General features: G+C 72.3%; 20 protein-coding genes and 1 tRNA gene. 11 read left to right on the forward strand and 10 right to left on the reverse strand.

The genetic code is table 11. From position 1 onward, the window contains the following. Nucleotides 1-167: 167 nt before the first annotated feature. Both GWK25_RS15520 and GWK25_RS15525 read right to left on the reverse strand, forming a co-directional pair. Nucleotides 168-1,565 (reverse strand): GntP family permease, encoded by a 1,398-nt coding sequence (locus tag GWK25_RS15520; protein WP_215450816.1) that lies wholly within the window; start codon nt 1,563-1,565, stop codon nt 168-170. A 176-nt stretch (nt 1,566-1,741) separates the two neighbouring features. Next, nucleotides 1,742-2,254, reverse strand: coding sequence for a gluconokinase (locus GWK25_RS15525; protein WP_215450817.1), 513 nt, complete (start codon nt 2,252-2,254; stop codon nt 1,742-1,744). A gap of 143 nt (nt 2,255-2,397) precedes the next feature. Between GWK25_RS15525 and GWK25_RS15530 the strand changes: the two genes are divergently transcribed. Further along, nucleotides 2,398-3,123, forward strand: a complete 726-nt coding sequence (locus tag GWK25_RS15530) for a FadR/GntR family transcriptional regulator (protein WP_215450818.1) — start codon at nt 2,398-2,400, stop codon at nt 3,121-3,123. A 21-nt stretch (nt 3,124-3,144) separates the two neighbouring features. On the opposite strand, the gene GWK25_RS15535 is transcribed toward GWK25_RS15530, so the two are convergent. The 4 genes from GWK25_RS15535 to GWK25_RS15550 all read right to left on the reverse strand — a co-directional run bounded on the left by GWK25_RS15535 (nt 3,145) and on the right by GWK25_RS15550 (nt 9,312). Beyond that, entirely contained in the window at nt 3,145-3,591 is a 447-nt protein-coding gene (locus tag GWK25_RS15535) for a YchJ family protein (protein ID WP_215450819.1), read from the reverse strand. 19 nt (nt 3,592-3,610) lie between these two features. Then, complete coding sequence (locus tag GWK25_RS15540; RefSeq protein ID WP_215450820.1) at nt 3,611-4,993, reverse strand: M1 family metallopeptidase; 1,383 nt, start codon at nt 4,991-4,993, stop codon at nt 3,611-3,613. A 77-nt stretch (nt 4,994-5,070) separates the two neighbouring features. Further along, entirely contained in the window at nt 5,071-8,946 is a 3,876-nt protein-coding gene (locus GWK25_RS15545; protein WP_215450821.1) for a Pls/PosA family non-ribosomal peptide synthetase, read from the reverse strand. A gap of 281 nt (nt 8,947-9,227) precedes the next feature. Beyond that, nucleotides 9,228-9,312 (reverse strand) — tRNA-Leu (locus GWK25_RS15550). 199 nt (nt 9,313-9,511) lie between these two features. Here GWK25_RS15550 and GWK25_RS15555 point away from each other — a divergent pair. The 3 genes from GWK25_RS15555 to GWK25_RS15565 all read left to right on the forward strand — a co-directional run bounded on the left by GWK25_RS15555 (nt 9,512) and on the right by GWK25_RS15565 (nt 12,293). Further along, entirely contained in the window at nt 9,512-10,837 is a 1,326-nt protein-coding gene (locus GWK25_RS15555; protein WP_215450822.1) for a M20/M25/M40 family metallo-hydrolase, read from the forward strand. 144 nt (nt 10,838-10,981) lie between these two features. Beyond that, complete coding sequence (gene chpH / locus GWK25_RS15560) at nt 10,982-11,215, forward strand: chaplin ChpH (RefSeq protein ID WP_033531632.1); 234 nt, start codon at nt 10,982-10,984, stop codon at nt 11,213-11,215. A 133-nt stretch (nt 11,216-11,348) separates the two neighbouring features. Further along, nucleotides 11,349-12,293, forward strand: coding sequence for a chaplin (locus tag GWK25_RS15565; RefSeq protein ID WP_215450823.1), 945 nt, complete (start codon nt 11,349-11,351; stop codon nt 12,291-12,293). A gap of 70 nt (nt 12,294-12,363) precedes the next feature. Here the strand turns inward: GWK25_RS15565 and GWK25_RS15570 are convergent, their stop codons facing one another. Then, nucleotides 12,364-12,552 carry a DUF5703 family protein gene (locus GWK25_RS15570; protein WP_005485166.1) on the reverse strand — a complete coding sequence of 63 codons (189 nt, stop codon included), beginning with the start codon at nt 12,550-12,552 and terminating at the stop codon, nt 12,364-12,366. A 48-nt stretch (nt 12,553-12,600) separates the two neighbouring features. Here GWK25_RS15570 and GWK25_RS15575 point away from each other — a divergent pair, with 48 nt between their 5' ends. Then, on the forward strand, nt 12,601-13,287 hold the full coding sequence (locus GWK25_RS15575; protein WP_215450824.1) for a hypothetical protein: 687 nt from the start codon (nt 12,601-12,603) through the stop codon (nt 13,285-13,287). Nucleotides 13,288-13,431: 144 nt separating this feature from the next. On the opposite strand, the gene GWK25_RS15580 is transcribed toward GWK25_RS15575, so the two are convergent. Together GWK25_RS15580 and GWK25_RS15585 are read right to left on the reverse strand one after the other, a co-directional pair. Continuing rightward, a complete protein-coding gene (locus tag GWK25_RS15580; RefSeq protein WP_215450825.1) occupies nt 13,432-15,705 on the reverse strand; it encodes a helix-hairpin-helix domain-containing protein in 2,274 nt (757 codons plus the stop codon). Continuing rightward, nucleotides 15,702-16,685 (reverse strand): aldo/keto reductase, encoded by a 984-nt coding sequence (locus tag GWK25_RS15585; protein WP_215450826.1) that lies wholly within the window; start codon nt 16,683-16,685, stop codon nt 15,702-15,704. Before GWK25_RS15585 ends, GWK25_RS15580 begins: the two co-directional genes overlap by 4 nt. 227 nt (nt 16,686-16,912) lie before the next feature. Between GWK25_RS15585 and GWK25_RS15590 the strand changes: the two genes are divergently transcribed. Further along, nucleotides 16,913-17,968 carry an LLM class F420-dependent oxidoreductase gene (locus GWK25_RS15590; protein WP_215450827.1) on the forward strand — a complete coding sequence of 352 codons (1,056 nt, stop codon included), beginning with the start codon at nt 16,913-16,915 and terminating at the stop codon, nt 17,966-17,968. A 290-nt stretch (nt 17,969-18,258) separates the two neighbouring features. Then, complete coding sequence (locus GWK25_RS15595) at nt 18,259-19,047, forward strand: ferritin-like domain-containing protein (RefSeq protein WP_215450828.1); 789 nt, start codon at nt 18,259-18,261, stop codon at nt 19,045-19,047. Between the two features lie 98 nt (nt 19,048-19,145). On the opposite strand, the gene GWK25_RS15600 is transcribed toward GWK25_RS15595, so the two are convergent. After that, entirely contained in the window at nt 19,146-20,141 is a 996-nt protein-coding gene (locus GWK25_RS15600) for a magnesium and cobalt transport protein CorA (RefSeq protein WP_215450829.1), read from the reverse strand. A gap of 143 nt (nt 20,142-20,284) precedes the next feature. Here GWK25_RS15600 and GWK25_RS15605 point away from each other — a divergent pair, with 143 nt between their 5' ends. The 4 genes from GWK25_RS15605 to mshC all read left to right on the forward strand — a co-directional run bounded on the left by GWK25_RS15605 (nt 20,285) and on the right by mshC (nt 23,876). Continuing rightward, complete coding sequence (locus GWK25_RS15605; protein WP_215450830.1) at nt 20,285-20,971, forward strand: histidine phosphatase family protein; 687 nt, start codon at nt 20,285-20,287, stop codon at nt 20,969-20,971. A 96-nt stretch (nt 20,972-21,067) separates the two neighbouring features. Next, nucleotides 21,068-21,658, forward strand: a complete 591-nt coding sequence (locus GWK25_RS15610; RefSeq protein ID WP_033531640.1) for a DUF3090 domain-containing protein — start codon at nt 21,068-21,070, stop codon at nt 21,656-21,658. Further along, nucleotides 21,622-22,479, forward strand: a complete 858-nt coding sequence (locus GWK25_RS15615) for an SCO1664 family protein (protein ID WP_215450831.1) — start codon at nt 21,622-21,624, stop codon at nt 22,477-22,479. Before GWK25_RS15610 ends, GWK25_RS15615 begins: the two co-directional genes overlap by 37 nt. Nucleotides 22,480-22,646: 167 nt before the next feature. Continuing rightward, nucleotides 22,647-23,876, forward strand: coding sequence for a cysteine--1-D-myo-inosityl 2-amino-2-deoxy-alpha-D-glucopyranoside ligase (gene mshC / locus GWK25_RS15620; protein ID WP_215450832.1), 1,230 nt, complete (start codon nt 22,647-22,649; stop codon nt 23,874-23,876). Nucleotides 23,877-24,171 lie beyond the last annotated feature (295 nt).

Raw genomic sequence — 24,171 nt, forward strand, 5'->3', positions numbered from 1 at the left:
CGCAAGCCGCAAGCCGCAAGCCGCAAGCCGCAAGCCGCAAGCCCGCAAGCCCTGGGCCGCAGGCCCGCAGGCCCCGGACCGCAGGCCGTCGGTCACGACAGGGGCGGGGCGCCGGACCTCCGGCTCCCCGCCCCTGAACGACCAGCGCTCCTCGCCCGCCCGCGCCCCTAGATGATCAGCGACAGCAGCAGCACGATCGCCCCCGCCACCACCGAGATGATCGTCTCCATCACCGACCAGGTCTTGATGGTCTGGCCGACACTCATCCCGAAGTACTCCTTCACCATCCAGAAGCCGGCGTCGTTGACATGGCTGAAGAAGAGGGAGCCCGCGCCGATGGCGAGGACGAGCAGGGCGGTGTGGGCCGTCGACATGTCCGCGGCCAGCGGTGCCACCAGGCCCGCCGCCGAGATCGTGGCGACCGTGGCCGACCCGGTCGCCAGCCGGATCGCCACCGCGATCAGCCAGGCCAGGACGAGCGCGGGGATCGACCAGTCCTCGGAGATCTCCAGGATCATCTGCCCGACCCCGGAGTCGATGAGCGTCTGCTTGAACCCGCCGCCCGCGCCCACGATGAGCAGGATGCCCGCGATCGGCGCGAGGGACTTCTCGACGGTCGACCCCAGCCGCTCCTTGGTGAACCCGGCGGCCCGCCCCAGCGTGAACATGCCCACGATCACGGCCGCGAGCAGCGCGATCAGCGGCGAGCCGACCACGTCGAAGACCCGCTGCACCATGTTCTCGGGGTCGTCCACGACGATGTCCACGAGCGCCTTGGCCAGCATCAGCACCACCGGCAGAAGGACGGTCGCCACGGTCGCGCCGAACGACGGCCGCTTCTCCAGCTCCTCCGAGGGCCGCGCCTGGATCATGCGCTCGGGCACCGGTACGTCCACCCACCGTGCCGCGTACTTCGAGAACAGCGGCCCGGCGATGATCACGGTCGGTATCGCGACCACCAGGCCCAGCGCCAGCGTCACACCCAGGTCGGCCCGCACCGCGTCGATGGCGACCAGCGGGCCGGGGTGCGGCGGGATCAGCCCGTGCATCACGGACAGACCCGCGAGGGCCGGGATGCCGATGCGCATCAGCGAGTAGTTGCCGCGCTTGGCGACCATCAGCACGACCGGGATCAGCAGCACGATCCCGACCTCGAAGAACAGCGGCAGCCCGATCACCGAGGCGATGAGCACCATCGCCCACGGCATCGCCCGCCCCTGGGCCTTGGCGAGGATGGTGTCGACGATCTCGTCGGCGCCCCCGGAGTCCGCGAGCAGCTTGCCGAGGATCGCGCCCAACGCGATGAGCACGCCGACGCCGGCCACGGTCGTCCCGAGCCCGGTGGTGAAGCTGGCGATCGCCTTGTCCAGCGGAGCCCCGGCGAACGCGCCGAGCGCGAGCGAGCCGATGGTCAGCGCCAGGAAGGCGTGCACCTTGAACCTGGTGATGAGCACGACGATCACGGCGATGCCCGCCAGGACGGCGATGCCCAGCTGTGCGTGCCCCGCCGAGGTGATCGGCTCGACGGGGTCCGCTGCCAGCAACTCGACGTTGAGTCCGGTCACGGTGATTCCTTGTTTTGGGGAGGTGTCAGGGGGAGGTGAGGGGTGGGGGAGGGGCCGAGGCGAAGCAGGAGGCAGCGGGCACCAGGAGCCGGCGGAAGCCAGGAGCCGGCGGAGGCAAGGAGCCGGCGGAAGCAAGGAATCGGCGGACGCAGGAGCCGGCGGCCGAGGGCCTACGACTACGCCGGATCGAACTCCCGCAGCGCCGCGACCGCCCGCTCGGCGATCTCCTCGGGCGCGCCCGCCACATCGACCGCGACGCCCGCCTCGTCCGCCTCCAGGGGCTGCAGCGTGGCGAACTGCGAGTCGAGCAGCGCGGTGGGCATGAAGTGGCCCTGCCGGTGGGACATCCGGTCCTCGATGAGGGCCCGGTCACCGGTGAGATGCACGAAGACGACACCGGGCGCCGCCGCCCGCAGCCGGTCCCGGTAGGACCGCTTCAACGCCGAACAGCTGACCACCCCGCCGAGCCCGGCCCGGTCGTGCGCCCAGGCGCCGATGGCGTCCAGCCACGGACCTCGGTCCGCGTCGTCCAGCGGTGTCCCGGCCGACATCTTGGCGATGTTGGCCGCGGGGTGGAAGTCGTCGCCCTCGGCGTACGGAACGCCGAGCCGTGCCGCGAGCAGGGGGCCGATCGTGGTCTTCCCGGTCCCTGCCACGCCCATCACCACGACGACATGAGGGGTACGCATCACTACCTCGCTGTCTTCGTCGACATCTGAGACGTCACCCGACGTCGACGACACTGAAACCCATTAGGTACGACGAATTCAAGCCCTCGACACAAATAAGTCTGACTTTTTCTTCACTCCCCGCTCCTCGTACCCTGATCCCCATGACCACACCGGGCCGGGGGCTGCACGGCCGAGTTCTGGAGACCCTCGGACCGGCGATCACGGCGGGCGAGTACCCGCCGGGCAGCGTGCTGCGCACGGACGAACTCGCCCAGACCTTCGAGGTGTCCCGCTCCGTGATGCGCGAGGCGGTGCGCGTGCTGGAGTCCATGCACCTGGTCGAGTCCCGCCGCCGGGTCGGCGTGATCGTCCGCCCGCCCGCCGAGTGGAACGTCTACGACCCGCAGGTCATCCGCTGGCGGCTGGCCGGCGCGGACCGCCCCCGCCAGCTGCGCTCCCTCACGGTCCTGCGCTCCGCCGTCGAGCCGATCGCCGCCGGCCTCGCCGCGCGCAACGCCACCGCCGAACAGTGCGCCGCGCTCACCGAGTGCGCCATCGGCATGGTCGCCAACTCACGCGGCCACCGGCTGGAGGGCTACCTCCGGCATGACGTCGCCTTCCACCGCCTGATCCTCGACGCCTCCGGCAACGAGATGTTCGCCCGCCTCGGCGACGTCGTCGAGGAGGTCCTCGCCGGCCGCACCCACCACGCCGTGATGTTCCACGACCCCGACCCCGCCGCCGTCACCCTCCACGTCCAGGTCGCGGAAGCCATCCGCGAGAAGGACGCCCCCCGAGCCGAACGGCTCACCAGGCAGATCACGGTCGGCGCACTCCAGGAGCTGGACATCCTGGCCCCCAACGGCCAGGCACCGACCACCGGTTGACCCGGGGCTCGGACGGGCCCGCTAGGCCCCGTCCTCCGCGGGGAACTCCCCGTCCACGTACACCCAGGCCCCCGCCACCCGCTCGAAGCGGCTCCGTTCGAGCATCGAGCCACCGCGGTACGAGGCGCGGAAGGTGACGGTGCCGGTGGTGTGGAAGGGCGAGCCGTCCCGGGTCTCCAGGATCTCCAGGCCGGTCCAGCGCATGGTCGTGTCGAAGGCGACCTCGGCGGGCCGCGTCCGGGGATGCCAGCTGCGCAGCAGATACGCCTCGTCGCGCACCACGAACGCGCTGTACCGGGACCGCATCAGCGCCTCGGCGGTCGGCGCGGCGGCGCCCCCGGAGTGGTAGCGGCCGCAGCACTCCTCGTACGTCCGCGGCAACCCGCAGGGGCACGAACGAGGAGCCGACGACGAAGCACGGGAAACACTCTTCGACCTGGTCCTGGAACCGCTGCGGCGCGACGACATGGCAGTCATTGTGCCCGCTCTACGCCGAGCCCGCGTTCGTCGGCGGATACGGCGGCCGCGCCGGCACCCCGGAACCTCTCGGGGACGGCAGCGGCGGCAGCGCCGGTTCCCGCAACCAGGTCTGGAACAGGGCGTCCAGGGGCCCGTCGGCGTAGCGCCCGGCGTGCGCGGTGAAACCGGCCGTCGTCACCGCGCCGCCGCGGTGGACGGTCGCCCAGCCGCGCAGCATCCGGAAGAACGCCTCGTCACCGAGGGCACAGCGCACGGCGTGGACGGTCAGCCCGCCGCGCTCGTAGAGCCGGTCGTCGAACATCAGCTTGCGGCCCGGGTCGGCCAGCCGCAGATCCTGCGGCAGCGCGGCGAGCTTCTGGTGCGCGGCGGCGGCCAGTTGCTGCGCGCTGCGCCCGCCGGAACGCTCCGACCACAGCCACTCGGCGTACTTGGCGAACCCCTCGTTCAGCCAGATGTGCCGCCAGTCGGCGATGGACACGCTGTTGCCGAACCACTGGTGCGCCAGCTCGTGGGCCACCAGCCGCTCCGAACCCCGCGCCCCGTCCACGTGGTTGGCGCCGAACAGCGACAACCCCTGTGCCTCGACCGGGACATCGAGCTCCTCCTCGGTCACCACCACCGCGTACTCCCCGAACGGGTACGGCCCGAAGAGCTCCTCGAACAGCTCCATCATCGCCGGCTGCCGCGCGAAGTCCCGCGAGAACTCGGTGAGCAGGTGCGCCGGGATGTGCCCGTGCTGCGGCACCCCGCCCGGCCTCGGATCGCCCAGCAGCACCGTCTGGTACCTGCCGATCGACAGCCCCACCAGATAGCTCGACGTCGGCGCCGACTGCTCGTACACCCACGTCGTCGTGGACGCCTTCGTCGTACGGGTGAGCAGCCGCCCGCCCGCCACCACCTGGTACGCCGACGGTGTCGTCACCGAGATCTGGTACGACGCCTTGTCGGCGGGCCGGTCGTTGCACGGATACCAGGACGGCGCCCCGACGGGCTGGCTCGCCACCAGCGCCCCGTCGGTCAGCTCCTCCCAACCGAGCCCGCCCCAGGGGCTGTTCACCGGCTTCGGATTGCCCGACCAGTGCACCTCCACCGTGAACGCGGCCCCGGGCCGGATCGGCTTGGCCGGCCGGATCCGCAGCCTGCCACCCCGGTGCGAGTAGTGCGGCGCCCGCCCCTCGACCCGCACCCGCCCGATCTTGAAGTCGGCGAGGTTCAACTGGAACTCCGCGAGCGGGGCCCGGCCCGCTATGGCGTTGAGCCGCGCGGTGCCCGACAGCCGGTTCGGCCCTGGTCGGTAGTCCACGGCCAGCTCGTACCGATGCACCCGGTAACGGGAATCACCGTTCGCCGGGAAGTACGGGTCCGGACCCACTGACTGCTGAACCGCCACTGCCGCTTCTGCTCCCCGCTCCGCTCTCGTACGACGTCCATCGTCCCCCGAGTCCCCCGACGCCGCACGAGCCGCGGTCAGCGGCGCCATGACTCGATCGGGTTGCCCAGCCACCGGGTGTCGTCGGGAACGGACTCCGCGGCCATGACCAGCGACGCCGGGCCCAGCGTGGTACGGGCCCCGACCACGCTGCCGGGCAGGACGATTCCGCCCGGGCCCAACGTGGCGCCCTCACGGAGCTCAACAGTATCCGTCCGCAAGATCCGGTCGTGGAAGAGGTGGGTCTGGAGAACGCACCCCCGGTTCACCGTCGCCCCGTCGCCGAGCGTCACGAGGTCGGTCTCGGGCAGCCAGTAACTCTCGACCCACACCCCCTTGCCGATCCGCGCCCCCAGCCCGCGCAGCCACACGTTGAGCACCGGCGTCCCGGGCACCGCCCCGGCCAGCCACGGCACGGCCAGGACCTCCACGAAGGTGTCCGCCAGCTCGTTGCGCCACACGAAACCGCTCCACAGCGGATGCTCCCCGCGGCGGTGCCGCCCCACGAGCAGCCACTTCGCCACGACGGACACCAGCCCCGCCAGCGCGCCCGACCCCAGCAGCACGAGACCGCCCACCAGCCACGCCCAGCCGCCCAGCGCACTCAGCGCGGCCACCGTCAGCAGCGCGAGCCCCGCCGAGCAGAACACCGGCACGATCCGGCACAGCTCCACCAGCGCCCGCGCCCACAGCAGCCGCGCCGGCGGCTCGTACGTCAGGCTCTGGTCACCGTCGGACACCGCCCGGGGCAGCTTCACCGGCGGCAGCCCCAGATACGAGCTGCCCTTCTTCGCCTTCTTCGGCGTCGCCGACAGCACCCCCACCAGCCCGCCGTCCGGTACGGAACGCCCCGGCGCGGTCATCCCGGAGTTCCCGAGGAACGCCCGCCGCCCGATCTCCGCCCGCCCGATCCGCATCCAGCCCCCGCCCAGCTCGTACGGCGCGGTCAACGTGTCGTCCGCGAGGAACGCCCCGTCCCCGACCGTCGTCAGACTCGGCAGCGCGAGCACCGTCGACACCTCCGCGCCCCGCCCGATCCGCATCCCGAGCAACCGCAGCCACACCGGCGTGACCAGCCCCGCGTACAGCGGGAACAGCGTCTCCCGCGACCGGTCCATCAGCTGGGTGACGGTCCACGCCTGCCAGCCGACCCGGCTGTGCGTGGGATGCGTACCCTCCCGCAGCCCGAGGCTCAGCAGTCGCACGGCGACCAGCAGGAGCAGCGCGTACGCCGCCCCGAACGCGAGGGTGGCCGGCACCAGCCCGAGCACGGCGCCCCGCAGGGCACCGCCCAGCCCGGCCTGCGGATCCACGAACAGACTCAAGCCCGCCAGCGCGGCGAGCCCGGCGAGCACCGGCAGCGCGGTCAGCCCGAACCCGGTCACCCCGTACGACGCCCGCCAGAACAGGCCCCGCCGCGGCCGCTCCCTGGGCCAGTTCCGCTTCGCCTTGCCCAGCTTGACCGCGGGCGCCCCGGCCCAGCGCTGACCGGTGGGCACCTGCCCGACCACGGCCGACCCGGGCGCCACCTCGGCCCGCTTGCCGACCCTGGCCCCCGGCAGCAGCATGCTCCGCGTCCCGACGACCGCGCCGGCGCCCACCTTGACCGGTCCGATCTCCAGCAGGTCCCCGTCGAGCCAGTACCCGCAGAGGTCCACCTCGGACTCCACGGCCGCGCCCCGCCCGAGCTTGAGCATCCCGGTCACCGGCGGCAGCGCGTGCAGATCGACGTCGGCGCCGACCTTGGCGCCCAGGGCACGCGCGTACCGCTCCAGCCAGACCCCGGTCAGGGAGGTCGCCCCGCTGAACTCGGCCAGCCGCTCGGCCGCCCACAGCCGCAGGTGCACACTCCCGCCGCGCGCGTACCGGCCCGGCCCGACCCCACGCAGCAGCAGTCGTGCCCCGCCCGCCGCGATCGCCAGCCGCCCCGGCGGGGTGAAGAGCAGCACCGCCCCGACCGCCACGGCCCACCAGGGCGCGGTCGGCAGCCAGGCGTACGGCCCGAGCAGGTTCCCGAGCGCCGCCAGCGGGACGACCCACCGCAGACCGAGCAGGGTGAACAGCGGCACCAGCAGCAACGACTGGACCAGCCGCGCCCGCACGGGCACGGGTGCCACCACGCGCCGGGGCCCTTCCTGCCCGCCGGACTCCTCCAGGTACCGGGCCAGCTTCCTGAGCGTGGGCCGCTGGTAGACGTCCACCACCGCGACGCTCGGATACCGGGTCCGCAGCCGTGTCGTCAGCTGCGCGGCGGCCAGACTCCCCCCGCCGATCGCGAAGAAGTCGTCGCCCGCGCCACCGACCGGGATGCCCAGCACCTCCGCCCACTGCTCGGCGAGCCACGCCTCGGTCCCGTACAGCTCCTCGGCCGGACCGGCCGTCTCCAGGTCCGCCAGCGGCCACGGCAGGGCGTTCCGGTCGACCTTCCCGGATGTCCGGGTCGGCAGCTCCGCCACCGGCGCCAGCAGCGGCACCAGCGCGGCCGGCAGTTCCGCCCGCAGCTTCGCCACGGCCGTCGCGTGGTCCCACCCCTCCTGGGTGACCACGTACCCGACGAGCAGCTGGTTGCCGCTCCGCGCGGTCCGTACGGCCGCCGCGGCGCCCGCGACCCCGGGCAGGGCCTGCAACGCGGCGTCGACCTCGCCCAGCTCGATCCGCCGCCCGCCGAGCTTGATCTGCTCGTCGGCCCTCCCGAGGAAGACCAGCCCCTCGGGCTCGGCCCTCACCAGGTCACCACTGCGATAGGCGCGCTCCCAGCCCAGCGACTGAAGCGGCGCGTACTTCTCCGCGTCCTTCTCGGCGTCGAGATACCGCGCGAGCCCCACGCCGCCGATCACCAGCTGCCCGCTGGCGCCCATCGGCACGGGCTCCCCGCTCTCGTCCACCACGGCCAGCTCCCACCCGTCGAGCGGCAGCCCGATCCGGATCGGCTCCGCACCGGTCATCAAGGAGGCACACGCGACGACGGTGGCCTCGGTCGGCCCGTACGTGTTCCATACCTCCCGCCCCTCCGTCACCAGCCGCTGCGCCAGCTCCGGCGGGCACGCCTCACCGCCGAAGATCAGCAGCCGTACGTCGCTCAGGGTCTCGGGCTCCCAGAGTGCGGCCAGCGTCGGCACGGTCGACACCACCGTGATCTCCTGCTCGACCAGCCAGGGCCCCAGATCCGCGCCGCTCCTGACCTGTGCGCGCGGCACCGGCACCAGACAGGCGCCGTACCGCCAGGCCAGCCACATCTCCTCGCAGGACGCGTCGAAGGCCACCGAGAGACCGGCCATCACCCGGTCCCCGGGCCCGATCGGCTCCTCGGTCAGGAAGAGCGCCGCCTCCGCGTCCACGAACGCGGCGGCGCTGCGATGGCTGACGGCCACCCCCTTGGGCCTGCCGGTCGACCCGGAGGTGAAGATGATCCACGCGTCGTGCTCGACCCCGGGCCGGGCGGCGGGGGAGCCGGACGCGCCGTGCACGGTCAGTTCGTGTCCGGCCCCGACGACCGCCCGCACCTCCGCCTCGTCGAATACCAGTTCGGCCCGTTCGTCGGGGTCCTCTGCGTCCACGGGCACATAGGCGGCTCCGGCGGCGAGCACCGCGAGGATGGCGACGTACAGCTCGTTCGTGCCCGACGGCACCCGCACCCCGACCCGGTCCCCGAGCCCGACCCCGGCGGCTCCCAGCCGTCGTCGCAGATTCTCCACCTCGACGGCCAGCGCGCGGTAGGTCAGCCGCCGCGTCCCGTCGTCCAGGGCGGGCTCGTCCGGGTACGACCGCGCGGACGCCTCGAAGACGTCGACCAGCGTGCGGGGGGAGGCGGCGGGACCGGCCGAGAAGCGCGCCGCCCCGCCGAACCGCCCGGCGTCCTCGGCCATCTCCTCGTCGAGCAGCGTCAGGTCGGGACTCTCGTACACGGCGGCCATCGGATCCTCGCCTCTCGAACCCGGACCATCCGGGGGCGCCGGAGGGCCGCAGGTCTGCCTGGGGATATTTCCGTACCGGTGCCGAACAAGCCCCATACTCTAGTGCTCGGGTGACTACTGCCTGTCGTGTCGGCCAAGCGGAGGCATCCGGAAGGCGGCCCACAAGGGCCGGTCGGACGGCTGTGACCTGGGGTTTCTCGAACCAGGCGAGATATGTCCCACATTCGCCGCCGACCACGCACGAAGGCCGCGACCCGGGGGTCACGGCCTTCGTTATTGTGTGTCCGAGGGGGGACTTGAACCCCCACGCCCGATAAAGGGCACTAGCACCTCAAGCTAGCGCGTCTGCCATTCCGCCACCCGGACAAGGTGTCTGTCGCGCGGGGTCTCCCTCGCGGCGACGAAGGAAACATTACCAGGCTTTCGAGGGCCCCCGATCACACCCCGTCCCCGGGCGCCGCCCGGCGTGAACGGCGTGTGACGGGCCGGTCCCGGTCTTGGGAGGGGCGGTGGGGCAGGAGGAGGATGAGGGGAACCACCAGCAGCGACAGCGGGAGGAACCAGCGTGAGTGAGACGGACACGGGCAGGCGCGTGACCGGCGAGGACGAGGTCGTCGACCTCTGCAGCGAGCTGATCCGGATCGACACCAGCAACTTCGGCGACCACTCGGGCCCGGGTGAGCGCGCGGCCGCCGAGTACGTCGCCGAGAAGCTCGCCGAGGTGGGGCTGGAACCGAAGATCTTCGAGTCGCACCCGGGCCGCGCCTCCACGGTGGCCCGGATCGAGGGCGAGGACCCGTCCCGGCCCGCGCTGCTCATCCACGGCCACACCGACGTCGTCCCGGCCAACGCGGCGGACTGGACCCACCACCCCTTCTCCGGCGAGGTCGCGGACGGCTGCGTGTGGGGCCGGGGCGCGGTCGACATGAAGGACATGGACGCCATGACGCTGGCGGTCGTCCGCGACCGGCTGCGCAGCGGTCGCAGGCCGCCGCGCGACATCGTGCTCGCCTTCCTCGCGGACGAGGAGGCCGGCGGCACGTACGGGGCGAAGCACCTGGTGAAGAACCACGCCGATCTCTTCGAGGGCGTCACCGAGGCCATCAGCGAGGTCGGCGGCTTCTCGTTCACGGTGAGCGAGCAGCGCCGGCTCTATCTGATCCAGACGGCCGAGAAGGGCATGCACTGGATGAAGCTGACCGTCGCCGGCACGGCGGGCCACGGCTCGATGATCCACCGCGACAACGCCATCACCGAACTGTCGGAGGCCGTCGCGCGCCTCGGCCGCACCCAGTTCCCGGTACGGGTCACCAAGACCACCCGCGCCTTCCTCGACGAACTCGGCGACGCGCTCGGCACCACGCTCGACCCGGAGGACATGGAGGGCACCCTCGCCAAGCTGGGCGGTATCGCCAAGCTCATCGGCGCGACCCTGCGCAACACCGCCAACCCCACCCAGCTCGGCGCCGGTTACAAGGTCAACGTCATCCCGGGCGAGGCCACCGCGCACGTCGACGGACGGTTCCTGCCCGGGTTCGAGGAGGAGTTCCTCGCCGATCTCGACAAGATCCTCGGCCCCAAGGTGCGGCGCGAGGACGTGCACTCCGACAAGGCGCTGGAGACCTCCTTCGACGGGGCGATCGTGGACGCCATGCAGTCCGCGCTGCTCGCCGAGGACCCGGCCGCGAAGGCGGTCCCGTACATGCTCTCCGGCGGTACGGACGCCAAGTCCTTCGACGACCTCGGCATCCGGGGCTTCGGCTTCGCGCCGCTGAAGCTGCCCCCGGAGCTGGACTTCGCGGGCATGTTCCACGGTGTCGACGAGAGGGTGCCGGTCGAGGGCCTGAAGTTCGGCGTGCGAGTCCTCGACCGTTTCATCGACGCGTCCTGACCGTTCGGCACAGGATTCGGCCGCGCGTACGAAGATCGACCGTGACGGGTGAATCCGACCATAAGCTCGTAGCTCCATTACTCCCTCCTCGTTACAGGTGATGCGACTCGCTACTTGGAGTCGCTTTGCCAACAAGGAGGAACAATGCTCAAGAAGGTCGTCGCCGCTGCGGCTGCCACCGGTGGTCTGGTTCTCGCGGGCGCGGGTCTGGCCGTCGCCGACGCCGGGGCCCAGGGTGCCGCCGTCGGCTCCCCGGGCGTCGCGTCCGGCAACGTCGTCCAGGTGCCGGTGCACGTCCCCGTGAACGTGTGCGGCAACACGATCTCGGTGATCGGGCTGCTGAACCCCGCCTTCGGCAACACCTGCATCAACAAGTGACGTTGTGCCTCACCCGGTGAGGGTCTGAACAAACCGTCGGCCCCGGAGTGCGCGCCATGCACTCCGGGGCCGTTCGGTCTCCCGACAAGGTGTACAAGATCACAACATAGGGCTTAAGGCAGGTAATTCAGCAATGCGACAGGTCACCCGCAAAGGCCTCATGACGGTGGCGGCCGCGTCCGGAGTCTTCGCCGCGGCCGGAGGCATGGCCCACGCCGACTCCGGCGCGCAGGGCTCCGCCACCAACTCGCCGGGCGTGCTCTCCGGCAACACCGTGCAGGCGCCGGTGGAGGCCGAGGTCAACGTCTGCGGCAACACGGTGAACGTGGTCGGACTGCTCAACCCGGCGGCCGGCAACAAGTGTTCCAACGGCGGAGGCGGCAAGCACGCCCGCGGCGACCAGGGCCACGGCTCCTCGCACGGTGGGTCCCAGGCCCGGGGGCACGCCAGTGACTCGCCGGGCGTGGCCTCCGGCAATGTCGTGCAGGCCCCGGTGAACGCCCCGGTCAACGTGTGCGGCAACAGCGTCAACGTCGTCGGCGTCGGCAACACGGCCGTCGGCAACGACTGCTCCAACGGCTCGGGCGGCGGCGGTCACGGCGACGACGGCCACGGCCCGTCGTACGGTGGCGGGTCCCACGCGGGCGGTCACGCCGGTGACTCGCCGGGAGTGGCTTCCGGGAACCACATCCAGGTTCCGGTGCACGTGCCGGTCAACGTGTGCGGCAACAGCGTCAGCGTGGTCGGCATCGGCAACGGCGTCGCGAACGACGACTGCGGGAACTCGGGCGGCGGAGGGTCGCACGAGAACCCGGGCGGCGGCTCGCAGAACCCGCCGGGCGACTCCGAGGAGGCGTCCCCGCAGGCGCCGAGCAAGCCCGGTGAGCCGGGTGGTCCCGGCAGGCCCGGTGGTGACACCAACACCCCGGGTACGCAGACCGTCACCCAGCCCGACGGCGCGGCCCAGCTCGCCCAGACCGGCGGCGACCTGCCGCTCGGGCTGATGCTCCCGGTGGGCGCGGGCGCACTGATCGGGGGCGCCCTGATCTACCGCAAGGCTCGGGCCGTCGCGCTGTAACCGGACGCGGAACCCACCGCACGGAGCGGGCCCCGCACCAGCGGGGCCCGCTCCGTTTCGTCGTGCCCAGTCACCATGTGGCGCGCACCTGGCGGATGATCCGTCGGCGCAACCGCACCCTGCGGCTGCCGTCACGCAGCAGGCTCAGTCGGTCCAACTCCCAGTGTCCGTACTCGGCATGGTCCGTCAGCAGGCGTGTGGCGTCCTTGCGGGAGACCCCGCGCGGTACGTACACGTCGACAAATTCGTATTCCGGCATCGGTATCTATTGTGCGGGCTGGGGCCCGGTACGGATAGCGTCTGCACTATGTCTGATGCTGCGCAGCCCACCGCTGCCGAGGTACGCGCCGCCGCCGAGGCGGTCAAGACCGCGCTCGACCGCCACCTGGCGGCGGTCGAACGCCGGTCGGGGGAGGACGACCCGGCCGTCTACGAGGCGTTCAACGAGCTGGCCGCGGCCGCCGAGGAGTACGACGAACTGCTCTACGACCGCTATGACGAGGTCACTCCCTTCGAGATCCCCGGCACCGAGGACAGGCCGCCGTACATCGGCCCCGACGAGCCCGGCGCGCTCAGTGTGCTGATCCGCCGGGACTACACGGTGGGCGAGCCGCAGCGGCTGCTGGCACAGGCGCAGCGCGTGGAGGCGGCCGAGGAGCCGGCCGGCACCGACGGGGCGGCGAGCACGGTGCTCGGCGCCCTCGGCGTGCTGTTCGGGGAGTTCGAACCGGACGAGATCGCCTCCCGGCACAAGGAGTTCGGTCTGGAGGAAGGGGACTCCACGCTCTGGGTGACCGCCGCCGACGACGCCGCCGATCCCGGTGAGTGGCTGGAGGCGCCCTTCGAAGGGGTCGACGGGCAGCAGGTCGTCTGCCGCTTCGACGTCAGCGCGGTCTTCGACGACGAGCCGGACGACGACCTCGACGACGACGTCACGCTCGCGGCGGAGCTGGACGAGGACGAGGATCTGGAACCGCTGGACGTGGACCGGTAGGGGCCCGGGGGCGCCTCGGAGCTCGGGGCGTCCGCCGTCGGGCGGCCCGGGCCGTGCGAGGTCGCTCGCGAGGTTCCCCGCGCCCCTGAAGGCGGCCCCGCGCCCCTGAACGCGGCCCTGCGGGCCGCCCTGGGGCGCGCGCTGTCAATCGGCCGACGGCACCTGGGTCTTGAGCAGTGCCGGCAGGCGTGTCGTGCGTGGCTTCGCGGGGACCTCGGCGACCGCACGGGGCAGGGCATGCTCCACCCCGTGCACGACGGACAGGTGCCGCTCGGCGCGGCCGAAGGCCGTGTAGACCCAGGGGCGCGTGAGGGCCTGAGCCGCGTCACCCGGCAGCACCACCACCGCCGCCGGCCACCGGTGCCCGACGGCCTGGTGCGCCGTCAGCGCCCACCCGTGCCGTACGGTCTGCTCCACCCGCTCCTTCGGTACGACCACGGCCACACCCGCGCACTCCAGGTGCAGCCCCTCGGCGTCGGCCTTCACCACCCGGCCGGGAGTCGTACGGCCCGGGGCGGGGGAGTGGGCCACCCGGTCGCCCGGGTCGAAGCCGCCGAAACGGCCGGGACCGGGGTTCAGCCGCTCCTTGAGCGCGGCGTTCAGCGCACGCGTACCGGCGGCGCCCCCGTGTCCGGGGGTGATCACCTGCACCTGCTCGGCCGGGATCCCGAACGCCCTCGGCACCGAGTCCACGACGAGCTGCGCGGTCCGGTGCACCGCCTCACCGGCGTCCCGCACCGGCACGATCACGACCTCCTTGCCGGGCGCGTCGACCTGGTTCAGCTCGCCGATGCCGATGCCGGAGACCAGTTCACCGATCGGCCCGGGGTCGGGTGTCCGCGAGGCGACCTGCGGGCTGGTCCGGGCGGCGAGCAGATCGGCGAAGACCCGGCCGGGCCCGGCGGACCAGAGCACTCCCGGGTCGCCGCTGAGCACCAGCCGGGAACCGTCGGGCAACGACTCGACGAGCAGCGCGGCGGTCTCGACGTCCAACTGGGGCGCGTCCAGCACCACGAGCAGATCCAGATCGAGCGCGCCGTCCCCGTCACGGCCGGGTCCCTCGGCGCCGGACAGCAGCCCTGCGAGGGTCGTCACGGCCGTGTCGCCCCCCTCGGCGATGTCCCCGCCGTCGGCGGAGCCCAGCTGTGCGGCGAAGCGGCGCACGCCGTCCGCGCTGTGCGTCGCCGCGTACGCCCGCAGCCCGAGCGACCGGGCGGCCGTGACGAGCGCCGCCGGTTCCGCGCGGGCCGCCTCGCCGCCGGTGTGCAGCACGAGCCCGTGCCCCGCGACGGCGCGGATCAGCTCGACAGCGGAACGCGGTGCCGACGCCGCCGCCGAGGACCAGTCGACCGGATCGTCCTTGGGCAGGGAGTTCATCACGCGGGCGAGGCCGTCGGCGAGGCTCTCCTCGGCGAGGGCGTACCGCTCCAGGCCGATGAGGACGCGGACCGGGCGCTCCTCCTCGGCCTCGTCGCCCTCTCCCTCGTCGTCGGCGGGGGAGTCGGCGGCCGGTCCGGGGGCCGGTGCGGAACGCTGCGCGGCCGGGGCGTCGTCCAGGGCGTCCTGGAACACCAGGGCCTCGCCCTCGGCGACGGTGCTCTGGACGGCCTCGTCGGGGTCGGGGACGGAACGCTGACCGAGCGCGCCGATCAGGACCGGGGCCTCCAGCGCCGTGTGCCCGGCCACGGCGGCCTGCTCCAGCAGCCAGACGGTGACCGCCCGGCCCCGCCGCTCGTCGTCCGGGCCGCACTCCGCCCCGAGCAGGGCCCGCGCGAATCCGTCCGCCTGCTCGGGCCGCACGCCCGGAACGCGCAGCAATTGCCAGGGATCCTCCCGCAGCAGGGCGCCCGCACCCTCGCCGAGCGCCTCGGCGGCCTGCGGCACCAGTGCCTCCGGAGCACCGCCCTCGGCCAGCACCGCGCGCACCGCCTCGACGGTCTCGCCCGACGGAACCGCCGCACCGGCCGGGGGCGCCACGGGCTGCGGTCGCCGCGCCGGTTCCTGCGCGGCCCGGCGCGGCGTCGGCTCCGGCTCGTCGAAAACGGTGGCCGTGGGTTTCCGGCCGCCCTCCACGGCCCGTACGGCGGCCAACAGATCGGCGGCCGTCCCGCTGAGCTTGGCTCCGCTCGTGATCGGTGCCTTCTTCTCCGCCCTGCGCCGCTCGATCCGCTCCCGCTCCAACCGCTGGGCCGCCAACTCGGCCTGGGCCTCGGAGACTTCGGACGTGCCTTCGGATGCGCCCTCGGACGCGTCTCCCGAACCTTCGGGGGCGGAGCTCTCGGACGCGCCCGAGTCGTCGGTGCCGGCGGAGCCTTCCGGAGTGCTCCCCGCGGTTGCGTCGTCGGGCGCGTCGGAGCGCGTGGTGTCGCCCTGGCCTCCCGGCTCGTCCGTCCCCGTGGTCGCGGGCTCCGTGCTCACAGCGTGCTCCAGTCGTGATCGGGATAGCGGTGCACGGGCGCCGACACATCGTCGAGAGCCCGGCAGATCTCGTCAGGAAGACTAAGGGTCTCCACTGACAATGCCCCCGTGAGCTGCAGCGCGTTGCGCGCGCCGACGATGGGCGCGGCCACGCCGGGCCGGTCGCGCACCCAGGCGAGGGCCACCTGGAGCGGGGTCACGGCGAGACCGTCCGCGGCGGTCTGCACGGCCTCCACGATGCTGGTCGCCGTCTCGTCGAGGTAGGGGGCGACGAACGGCGCCATGTGTTCGGAGCCGCCCCGGGAGTCGGGGGGCGTGATGTGGCGGTACTTGGCGGTCAGCACCCCGCGCCCCAGCGGCGACGAGGGGAGCAGGCCGACGCCCAGGTCCAGTGCGGCGGGCAGCACCTCGCGCTCGACGCCGCGTTGCAGCAGGGAGTACTCCAGCTGCGTACTGGCCAGGCGGGTGCGTATACCGGGGGCCGCGAGCTGCCAGGTGGCCGCCTTCGCCAGCTGCCAGCCGCAGAAGTTGGAGACGCCGACGTACCGGGCCCGGCCGCTGCTGACGGCCAGGTCGAGGGCCTGGAGCGTCTCGTCGAGCGGCGTTTCGGGGTCGTAGGCGTGGATGTGCCAGAGATCGACGTAGTCCGTGCCGAGGCGGGCGAGGGAGGCGTCCAGGGCGGAGAGCAGATGGCCCCGGGAACCGTCGAAGCGGCGGTCGGGGTCCGGGACGCTGCCGGCCTTCGTGGAGATCACCAGGTCGCGGCGGGGCACCAGCCCGTCCATCAACTGCCCGAGCAGGTACTCGGCTTCGCCGTCCCCGTAGACGTCGGCCGTGTCCACGAGTGTGCCGCCCGCCTCCCAGAACACCTTCAACATGTCCGCGGCGTCATGTTCGTCCGTGTCGCGGCCCCACGTCAGGGTGCCTAGCCCGATCCGGGACACGCGCAGGCCGGTACGGCCGAGATGCCTCTGCTCCATGGACGCCGAGATTACTGGCCACGGTTCGCCGCGTGGGGGCCTGTGGACAACCGATTTCCACAGGGTGGGCTCGTCGTCCGCGGCCGGGTGGGGGCTGCTCTCGCTCGAGGGCGCCGGGGGACCGCGCGAGCAACCACAACGGACCCGCACTCGCCTCACAGCCCCATCCCCCCGGTATGGTCGGCGGGACCAAGACGTTACTGATCGGTAAGGGAAGGCGGGTCTATATGAAGCTCGGGATCAACCTCGGCTACTGGGGCGCCGGAATGGACGGGGACAACCTGGCCGTGGCCCAGGAGGCCGACCGCCTGGGGTACGCGGTCTGCTGGGCGGCGGAGGCCTACGGCTCGGACGCCGCCACCGTGCTCAGCTGGGTCGCCGCCAAGACCGAGCGCATCGACGTGGGCTCCGCCATCTTCCAGATCCCGGCCCGCCAGCCCGCGATGACCGCGATGACGGCCGCGACGCTGGACTCGCTCTCCGGCGGCCGTTTCCGGCTCGGCCTCGGCGTCTCGGGGCCGCAGGTCTCGGAGGGCTGGTACGGGGTCAAGTTCGACAAGCCGCTCGCCCGCACCCGCGAGTACGTGGAGATCGTCCGCAAGGCCATGACCCGTGAGCGCCTGGCGCACGACGGCGAGCACTGGACGCTGCCGCTGCCCGGCGGCCCCGGCAAGCCGCTGAAGCTGACCGTGCACCCCACCCGCGAGCACATCCCGCTGTACATCGCCGCGATCGGCCCGAAGAACCTGGAGCAGACCGGCGAGATCGCCGACGGCGCCCTGCTGATCTTCCCCTCGGCCGCGCACCTGGAGGACACGGCGATCAAGTACCTGCGGGCGGGGCGGGAGAAGGCCGGCAAGACCCTCGAAGGGTTCGACGTCTGCCCGACCCTGCCCCTCGCCGTCGGCGCCGACAAGGACGTGGCGACGCTCGCCGACACCTTCCGCCCGTACACCGCGCTGTACGTCGGCGGCATGGGCAGCCGCAAGCAGAACTTCTACAACCAGCTCGCCCAGCGCATGGGGTACGAGAAGGAGGCGGCCGAGATCCAGGACAAGTACCTGGCGGGCGACAAGACCGGGGCCGCGGCGGCCATTCCGCACGAGCTGATCGACCAGACCACGCTGCTGGGGTCAGTGGAGCGCATCGCCGACCGGATGAAGGCCTACGCCGAGGCCGGGGTCACCACCCTCACCCTCGCCCCCGCGGGCTTCACCCTGGACGAGCGGATCGCCTCGCTCCGGGCCGGCACCGAGGCCATGGAGCTCGCCGGGCTCGCGTAACCCGAACGGAGCAGCGTCCGACGCGCGCCGGAACCGGCCGGAATCGGCCGGAATCGGCCGGACCGAGGGCTCTGCAAGTTCCGCGGCCGTGGTGGGGGCTCGGGGGTCTTCCCCGCCACGGCCGTCACGGAGGACAACGCGGCGCGACCCGCTCGGTTACGCGTTCGCGCCGCCCCGGCATCCTTCGTTCGGCGGATTTGTCCGACACAGCTGTTGCCCGGCTCCTGTTACCCCATTTGACTCGTTTTCTGCAGGACCCCTGCCAGGACCCCTGCAGAGAGGTGCCTCAGATGCTTTCGGCCAAGAGTCTCTTCCAGGAGATCGTCGACAACGACGAGTCGTTCCGGCTGTTCTGTTCGATCGCCGCCAGCGGCGAGACACAGGGCGGCTGGGAGAACGCGCGTATCGCGGCGCTCGTCCCGCAGAGCGAGCGCGCACTCGCACCGAAGATCACCCGTCACGGTGCCGACGAGGACAAACACGGGCGGATCTTCCACGCCCTCATGAAGAAGCGCGGCCTCCGACCGGTGGAGGTCCCGCCCGAGACCGACTACACGATGCTCCTCGAACGCCGCGGCATCGGCCTCGCCCACGAGAAGCTCAAGGCCGACCAGGCCCTGACACAGCGGGACATCATCGTCTACCTGTCCCACAGCCGGGTCACCGAACAGCGTGCCGCCGACCAGATGGTGATGCTCCGCAAGCACTTCGCGGACCACCCCGAGATCGGCAAGGCCGTCCGGATGATCTCCGACGACGAGGACAACCACCTCGCGTACACCCACGAGGAGCTGCTGCGTTACGCGGCCGCCGGACACGGCCGTCTGATCCAGCGGACCCTGCGCGAGTGCGCCCTCGCCGAGATCGCCGTGTACCGGGACGTCAGCCTCGCCGTGATGGACCGCATGGGACGCGTCCTGGGCTGGCCGAAGGCGAAGGCCGCCGTCCTCGCGGCGGGCATCCACGCCGTGTACGCCTACGAGCGGGCCTTCGGCTGGCGCCGCATGGTGACCCTGGCGATGCCGGAACGCCGCGACGCCCTGGGCGGACCGGCGACCGCGGCCCCGGAGTTCGCCTGAGCACCTCGCACATCCGTACGCGCGCGTGGGGCGTCGCCGCTCGACCACGCGCGCGTACGGCACGAGGGGCGGCACACGGCGGCGTGCGGTCCCGAGGGCTACAGCCAGCCCCGTCGCTTGAAGAGCCGGTACACCAGCACCTCCGTCATGACCATCAGCGCCATCAGCGCCGGGTACGACCACACCCAGCGCAGCTCGGGCATGTGCTCGAAGTTCATGCCGTAGACACCGGCGGCCATCGTCGGGATCGCGGCCATGGCCGCCCAGGCCGAGATCTTCCGCATGTCGTCGTTCTGGCGGACGCTCATCTGCGCGAGATGCGCGGAGAGGATGTCGGAGACCAACCGGTCCAGGCCCTCGACGGACTCGTTGACGCGGGTGAGGTGGTCGTTGACGTCACGGAAGAAGGGCTGGGCCTTCTCCTCGACAAAGGGCACCGCGAGGGTGGAGTTGCCGGTGCCCGACAGCCGGACGAGAGGTGCGGCGAGCGGGCCGGTGGCCCGGCGGAACTCCAGGACCTGGCGTTTGAAGGTGTAGATGCGGGACGCCGTGTTCCTTGAGCCGCCGACGTCGGGGGAGAAGACCTCCGTCTCCAGTTCCTCCAGGTCGGTCTGGAGCTCGGTCGCCACCTCCAGATAGTGGTCGACCGTGGCGTCCGTGATCGCGTACAGCACGGACGTGGGCCCTTTCCCGAGCAGTTCGGGCTCCTGCTCCAGGCGACGTCGTACGACCCCCAGAGGGGAGCCGTCGCCGTGGCGGACGGTCACGACGAAGGCGTGGCCGAGGAAGACCATCACCTCGCCGCTGGTCACGGTGTCGCTGGCCGGCTCGTACACGACTGGCTTGAGGACCATGAACAGCGAGTCGTCGTACACCTCCAGCTTGGGCCGCTGGTGGGCCTTCAGAGCGTCCTCCACGGCCAGCGGATGCAGTGCGAACTCCTCGGTGACCAGGGCGAACTCCTTCTCCGACGGCTCGTGCAGGCCGATCCACACGAAGCCGCCCGAGGCGCGGGCGGCGGCCAGGGCGTCGGAGAGGTCGTCGGGGCCCTCGGTGCGGTGCCCGTCGCGGTAGACGGCGCAGTCGACGATCACGGGGAGTTCCTTTCGCAGGGCCTTGTCCACAGGGCGCTTGTCCACAGGGCCTTGGCCACGAGCGTTGTTTGCGGAGCCCTGTTCACGGAGCGTTGTCCACAGGGCCGGGGGAGTGTGTCGGGCGGGCGTCTAGGCTGGGGCGCATGCCCACGTTGATCCTTGTCCGGCACGGACGTTCCACCGCCAACACCGAGGGCGTGCTCGCCGGGTGGACGCCCGGGGTCGCGCTCGACGAGCGAGGCACCGCCCAGGCCGCGGCGCTGCCCGGCCGCCTCGCCGGGCTGCCGATCGCGGAGGTCGTCACCAGCCCGCTCCAGCGCTGCCAGGAGACGGTCCGCCCGCTGCTGGACGCGCGGCCCGGTCTCGCCGCGCACACCGACGAGCGCATCGGCGAGTGCCACTACGGCGACTGGTCCGGCCGCAAGCTCGCCGAGTTGAAGGACGAGCCGCTGATGGAGGTCGTCCAGGCGCATCCGACGGCGGCCGAGTTCCCCGGCGGGGAGTCGATGCGGGCCATGCAGCACCGGGCCGCGGAGGCGGTCCGCGAGTGGAACGCGCGCGTGGAGCGTGACCACGGTGCCGACGCCGTGTACGTGATGTGCTCGCACGGCGACGTCATCAAGTCGCTCGTCGCGGACGCACTCGGACTTCATCTGGACCTCTTCCAGCGGATCTCTGTCGAACCGTGTTCCATCACCGCGATCCGTTACACCCGACTCAGGCCGTTTCTCGTCCGTCTCGGCGACACCGGGGACTTGTCGTCCCTGGCGCCGCGCGAGGAGCCCCCGAGCGGTGACGCGACCGTGGGGGGCGGTGCGGGGGCACCGTGATCGTCAACCGCAGTAGGGTGAAGCGGTCGCGGCGGCACTGAACCCCTCAGCAGCCGGCGCGGCCGGTCCCGACGTCGATTCCAATGGAGACAGGACGTGTCCCGTCAGGTGTTCCTCTACGACCCCCCGGACCGCTTCGTGGCCGGTACGGTCGGGCTGCCCGGGCGCCGTACCTTCTTCCTGCAGGCCTCCTCCGGGCAGCGTGTCACCAGCGTTGCCCTGGAGAAGACCCAGGTCGCCGCGCTCGCCGAGCGCATGGACGAACTGCTGGACGAGGTCGTGCGGCGCAGCGGCGGCAGCGCCGCGGTGCCGGCCGTCGCCCCCACCGAGGTGTCGGACACGGCACCGCTGGAGACCCCCGTCGAGGAGGAGTTCCGGGTCGGCACCATGGCACTGGCCTGGGACGGCGACGAGGAGCGGATGATCGTCGAGGCCCAGGCCCTGGTCGAGCTGGACGCCGACTCCGAGGAGGACCTCGCGGAGGCGGAGGAGCGGATGCTCCAGGACGAGGAGAACGGCCCGCCGATGCTCCGCGTCCGCCTCACCGGCACCCAGGCCCGCGCCTTCGCCAAGCGCGCGCTCGACGTCGTCAACGCCGGGCGCCCGCCGTGCCCGCTGTGCAGTCTGCCGCTCGACCCGGAAGGACACGTATGTCCGCGCCAGAACGGATACCGGCGCGGGGAGTGACCGCCTCCGCCGAGCCGTCGCCCACCCCGCCGGTCGAGCCGTCGGTCACCCTGCTGGCCGAGGGCGAGCTGACCGTGCGCGGCCAGGTGCGGGAGGCGTCCAACGCGGTGCTGTACTGCACGGTCGCGCACGAGGGCCGCGAGGCCGCCTGCGTCTACAAACCCGTCGCCGGGGAGCGACCCCTGTGGGACTTCCCCGACGGCACGCTCGCGCAGCGCGAGGTCGCCGCGTACGAGGTGTCCGAGGCGACCGGCTGGGGGCTCGTCCCGCCCACCGTGCTGCGGGACGGGCCGTACGGGCAGGGCATGTGCCAGCTGTGGATCGAGGGCGCGCCCGGATCCGAGCTGCTGGCCCTCGTCGACGGTGAGGAGCCCGGGGAGGGCTGGAAGGCCGTCGGCTTCGCCGAGGTCGGGGACGGCGAGACCGCGCTCCTCGTGCACGCCGACGACCAGCGGCTGCGCCGGCTCGCCGTCCTCGACGCGGTCGTCAACAACGCCGACCGCAAGGGCGGGCACCTCCTGCCCGCCGCGGAGGGACGGCTCTACGGCATCGACCACGGAGTGACCTTCAACGTCGAGAACAAACTGCGGACGTTGTTGTGGGGCTGGGCGGGGGAGCCGCTCACCGAGGAGGCCGTGGACGTCCTGGAGCGGCTGCGGGACGCGCTCGGGGAGGGCGGGGCGCTGGCGGCCAAGCTCGTCGCGTTGATCACACCGGCCGAACTGGACGCCACGCGCGAACGGGTGGCCGCGCTCCTGAAGAGCGGACGCCACCCGGAGCCGAGCGGCGAGTGGCCGGCGATCCCCTGGCCCCCGGTCTGACGGAACCAGCGCAGGGCCGCGCCCCGTAAGCGGGCGCGGGGAACTGCGCGATCAGCCACGTACCCGCCGCGGCCGCAGCACAGGGCGTACCCCCGAGTGGGTAGGCGCCCTGCCGGTCCCCGGAGGGACCCCGCATAGCCGCGCAGCGATCGGGTTAGGCTCGTGGCATGTATGCCTGGCCCGCTTCTGAGGTCCCCGCCCTGCCCGGCAAGGGCCGCGACCTTCGGATCCACGACACCGCGACCGATGGGCTCATCACCCTTGACCCCGGTCCCGTCGCCCGTATCTACGTCTGCGGTATCACCCCGTACGACGCGACCCACATGGGTCACGCGGCGACCTACAACGCGTTCGACCTCGTTCAGCGCGTGTGGCTCGACACCAAGCGGCAGGTTCACTACGTCCAGAACGTGACGGACGTCGACGACCCCCTGCTGGAGCGGGCCGAGCGCGACGCCATCGACTGGGTGGCCCTCGCCGAGAAGGAGACCGCCCTCTTCCGCGAGGACATGACCGCCCTGCGGATGCTCCCGCCCCGCCACTACATCGGCGCGGTCGAGGCCATCCCCGGCATCGTTCCGCTCGTCGAGCGGCTCCGTGACTCCGGCGCCGCCTACGAACTCGAAGGGGACATCTACTTCTCCGTCGAGTCCGACCCCGACTTCGGCAAGGTCTCGCGCCTCGACGCGGCCACGATGCGGCTGCTCTCCGCCGAGCGCGGCGGCGATCCGGACCGGCCGGGCAAGAAGAACCCGCTCGACCCCATGCTCTGGATGGCCGCGCGCGAGGGCGAGCCCAGCTGGGACGGCGGCTCCCTCGGACGCGGCAGGCCCGGCTGGCACATCGAGTGCGTCGCCATCGCCCTCGACCACCTCGGCATGGGCTTCGACGTGCAGGGCGGCGGCTCCGACCTCGCCTTCCCGCACCATGAGATGGGCGCCTCGCACGCGCAGGCGCTGACCGGCGAGTTCCCCATGGCCAAGGCGTACGTCCACGCCGGGATGGTCGCCCTGCACGGCGAGAAGATGTCGAAGTCCAAGGGCAACCTGGTCTTCGTCTCCGCGCTGCGCCGCGACGGGGTCGACCCGGCCGCGATACGGCTCGCGCTCCTCGCCCACCACTACCGGTCCGACTGGGAGTGGACCGACCAGGTGCTCCAGGAGGCCGTGGCCCGCCTCGACCGGTGGCGCGCCGCCGTCTCCCGGCCCGACGGACCGCCCGCCGAGGCCCTGGTCGAGGAGATGCGCGAGGCCCTCGCGAACGACCTGGACGCGCCCACCGCGCTCGCCGCGGTCGACCGCTGGGCCGCCCTCCAGCAGGAGCGGGGCGGCACGGACGAGAGCGCGCCCGGTGTGGTGTCGCGCGCCGTGGACGCGCTGCTCGGCGTGGCCCTGTGAAGCCGATGCAGTAACGACTCTGCACTGGTGTCACCGAAGAACGACCCCGGCACAGGCGTCGCCCACGCCACGCGCCGGAGGGACATCGACGGGGCGCGTCCTCCGAGCGGAGGACGCGCCCCGTCGCCATGCGGCAGGGCCGCTCGCGGGGCGGGCGGCGGGATGGCGCCGCACCGGCCACGAAGACGCGGTGCCGGGACGGCAGTTCAGGGGGACGGGGAGGGAGCTGAACGGCCGAGCCGACCAGACCGGCACCATCCCGGCCGCGCGTCGTCCCCGGGCTGTCAAGGAGCTG

The organism is Streptomyces sp. ATCC 21386 (genome assembly GCF_018728545.1).
GTDB lineage: Bacteria > Actinomycetota > Actinomycetes > Streptomycetales > Streptomycetaceae > Streptomyces.

What these genes read in the sequence shown, in the direction of transcription:
- chpH (WP_033531632.1), top strand. Translation starts at nt 10,982, where the DNA reads ATGCTCAAGAAGGTCGTCGCCGCTGCGGCTGCCACCGGTGGTCTGGTT.
- GWK25_RS15525 (WP_215450817.1), bottom strand. Translation starts at nt 2,254, where the DNA reads ATGCGTACCCCTCATGTCGTCGTGGTGATGGGCGTGGCAGGGACCGGG.
- mshC (WP_215450832.1), top strand. Translation starts at nt 22,647, where the DNA reads ATGTATGCCTGGCCCGCTTCTGAGGTCCCCGCCCTGCCCGGCAAGGGC.
- GWK25_RS15590 (WP_215450827.1), top strand. Translation starts at nt 16,913, where the DNA reads ATGAAGCTCGGGATCAACCTCGGCTACTGGGGCGCCGGAATGGACGGG.
- GWK25_RS15570 (WP_005485166.1), bottom strand. Translation starts at nt 12,552, where the DNA reads ATGCCGGAATACGAATTTGTCGACGTGTACGTACCGCGCGGGGTCTCC.
- GWK25_RS15615 (WP_215450831.1), top strand. Translation starts at nt 21,622, where the DNA reads ATGTCCGCGCCAGAACGGATACCGGCGCGGGGAGTGACCGCCTCCGCC.
- GWK25_RS15595 (WP_215450828.1), top strand. Translation starts at nt 18,259, where the DNA reads ATGCTTTCGGCCAAGAGTCTCTTCCAGGAGATCGTCGACAACGACGAG.
- GWK25_RS15545 (WP_215450821.1), bottom strand. Translation starts at nt 8,946, where the DNA reads ATGGCCGCCGTGTACGAGAGTCCCGACCTGACGCTGCTCGACGAGGAG.
- GWK25_RS15575 (WP_215450824.1), top strand. Translation starts at nt 12,601, where the DNA reads ATGTCTGATGCTGCGCAGCCCACCGCTGCCGAGGTACGCGCCGCCGCC.
- GWK25_RS15535 (WP_215450819.1), bottom strand. Translation starts at nt 3,591, where the DNA reads ATGTCGTCGCGCCGCAGCGGTTCCAGGACCAGGTCGAAGAGTGTTTCC.
- GWK25_RS15605 (WP_215450830.1), top strand. Translation starts at nt 20,285, where the DNA reads ATGCCCACGTTGATCCTTGTCCGGCACGGACGTTCCACCGCCAACACC.
- GWK25_RS15565 (WP_215450823.1), top strand. Translation starts at nt 11,349, where the DNA reads ATGCGACAGGTCACCCGCAAAGGCCTCATGACGGTGGCGGCCGCGTCC.
- GWK25_RS15530 (WP_215450818.1), top strand. Translation starts at nt 2,398, where the DNA reads ATGACCACACCGGGCCGGGGGCTGCACGGCCGAGTTCTGGAGACCCTC.
- GWK25_RS15585 (WP_215450826.1), bottom strand. Translation starts at nt 16,685, where the DNA reads ATGGAGCAGAGGCATCTCGGCCGTACCGGCCTGCGCGTGTCCCGGATC.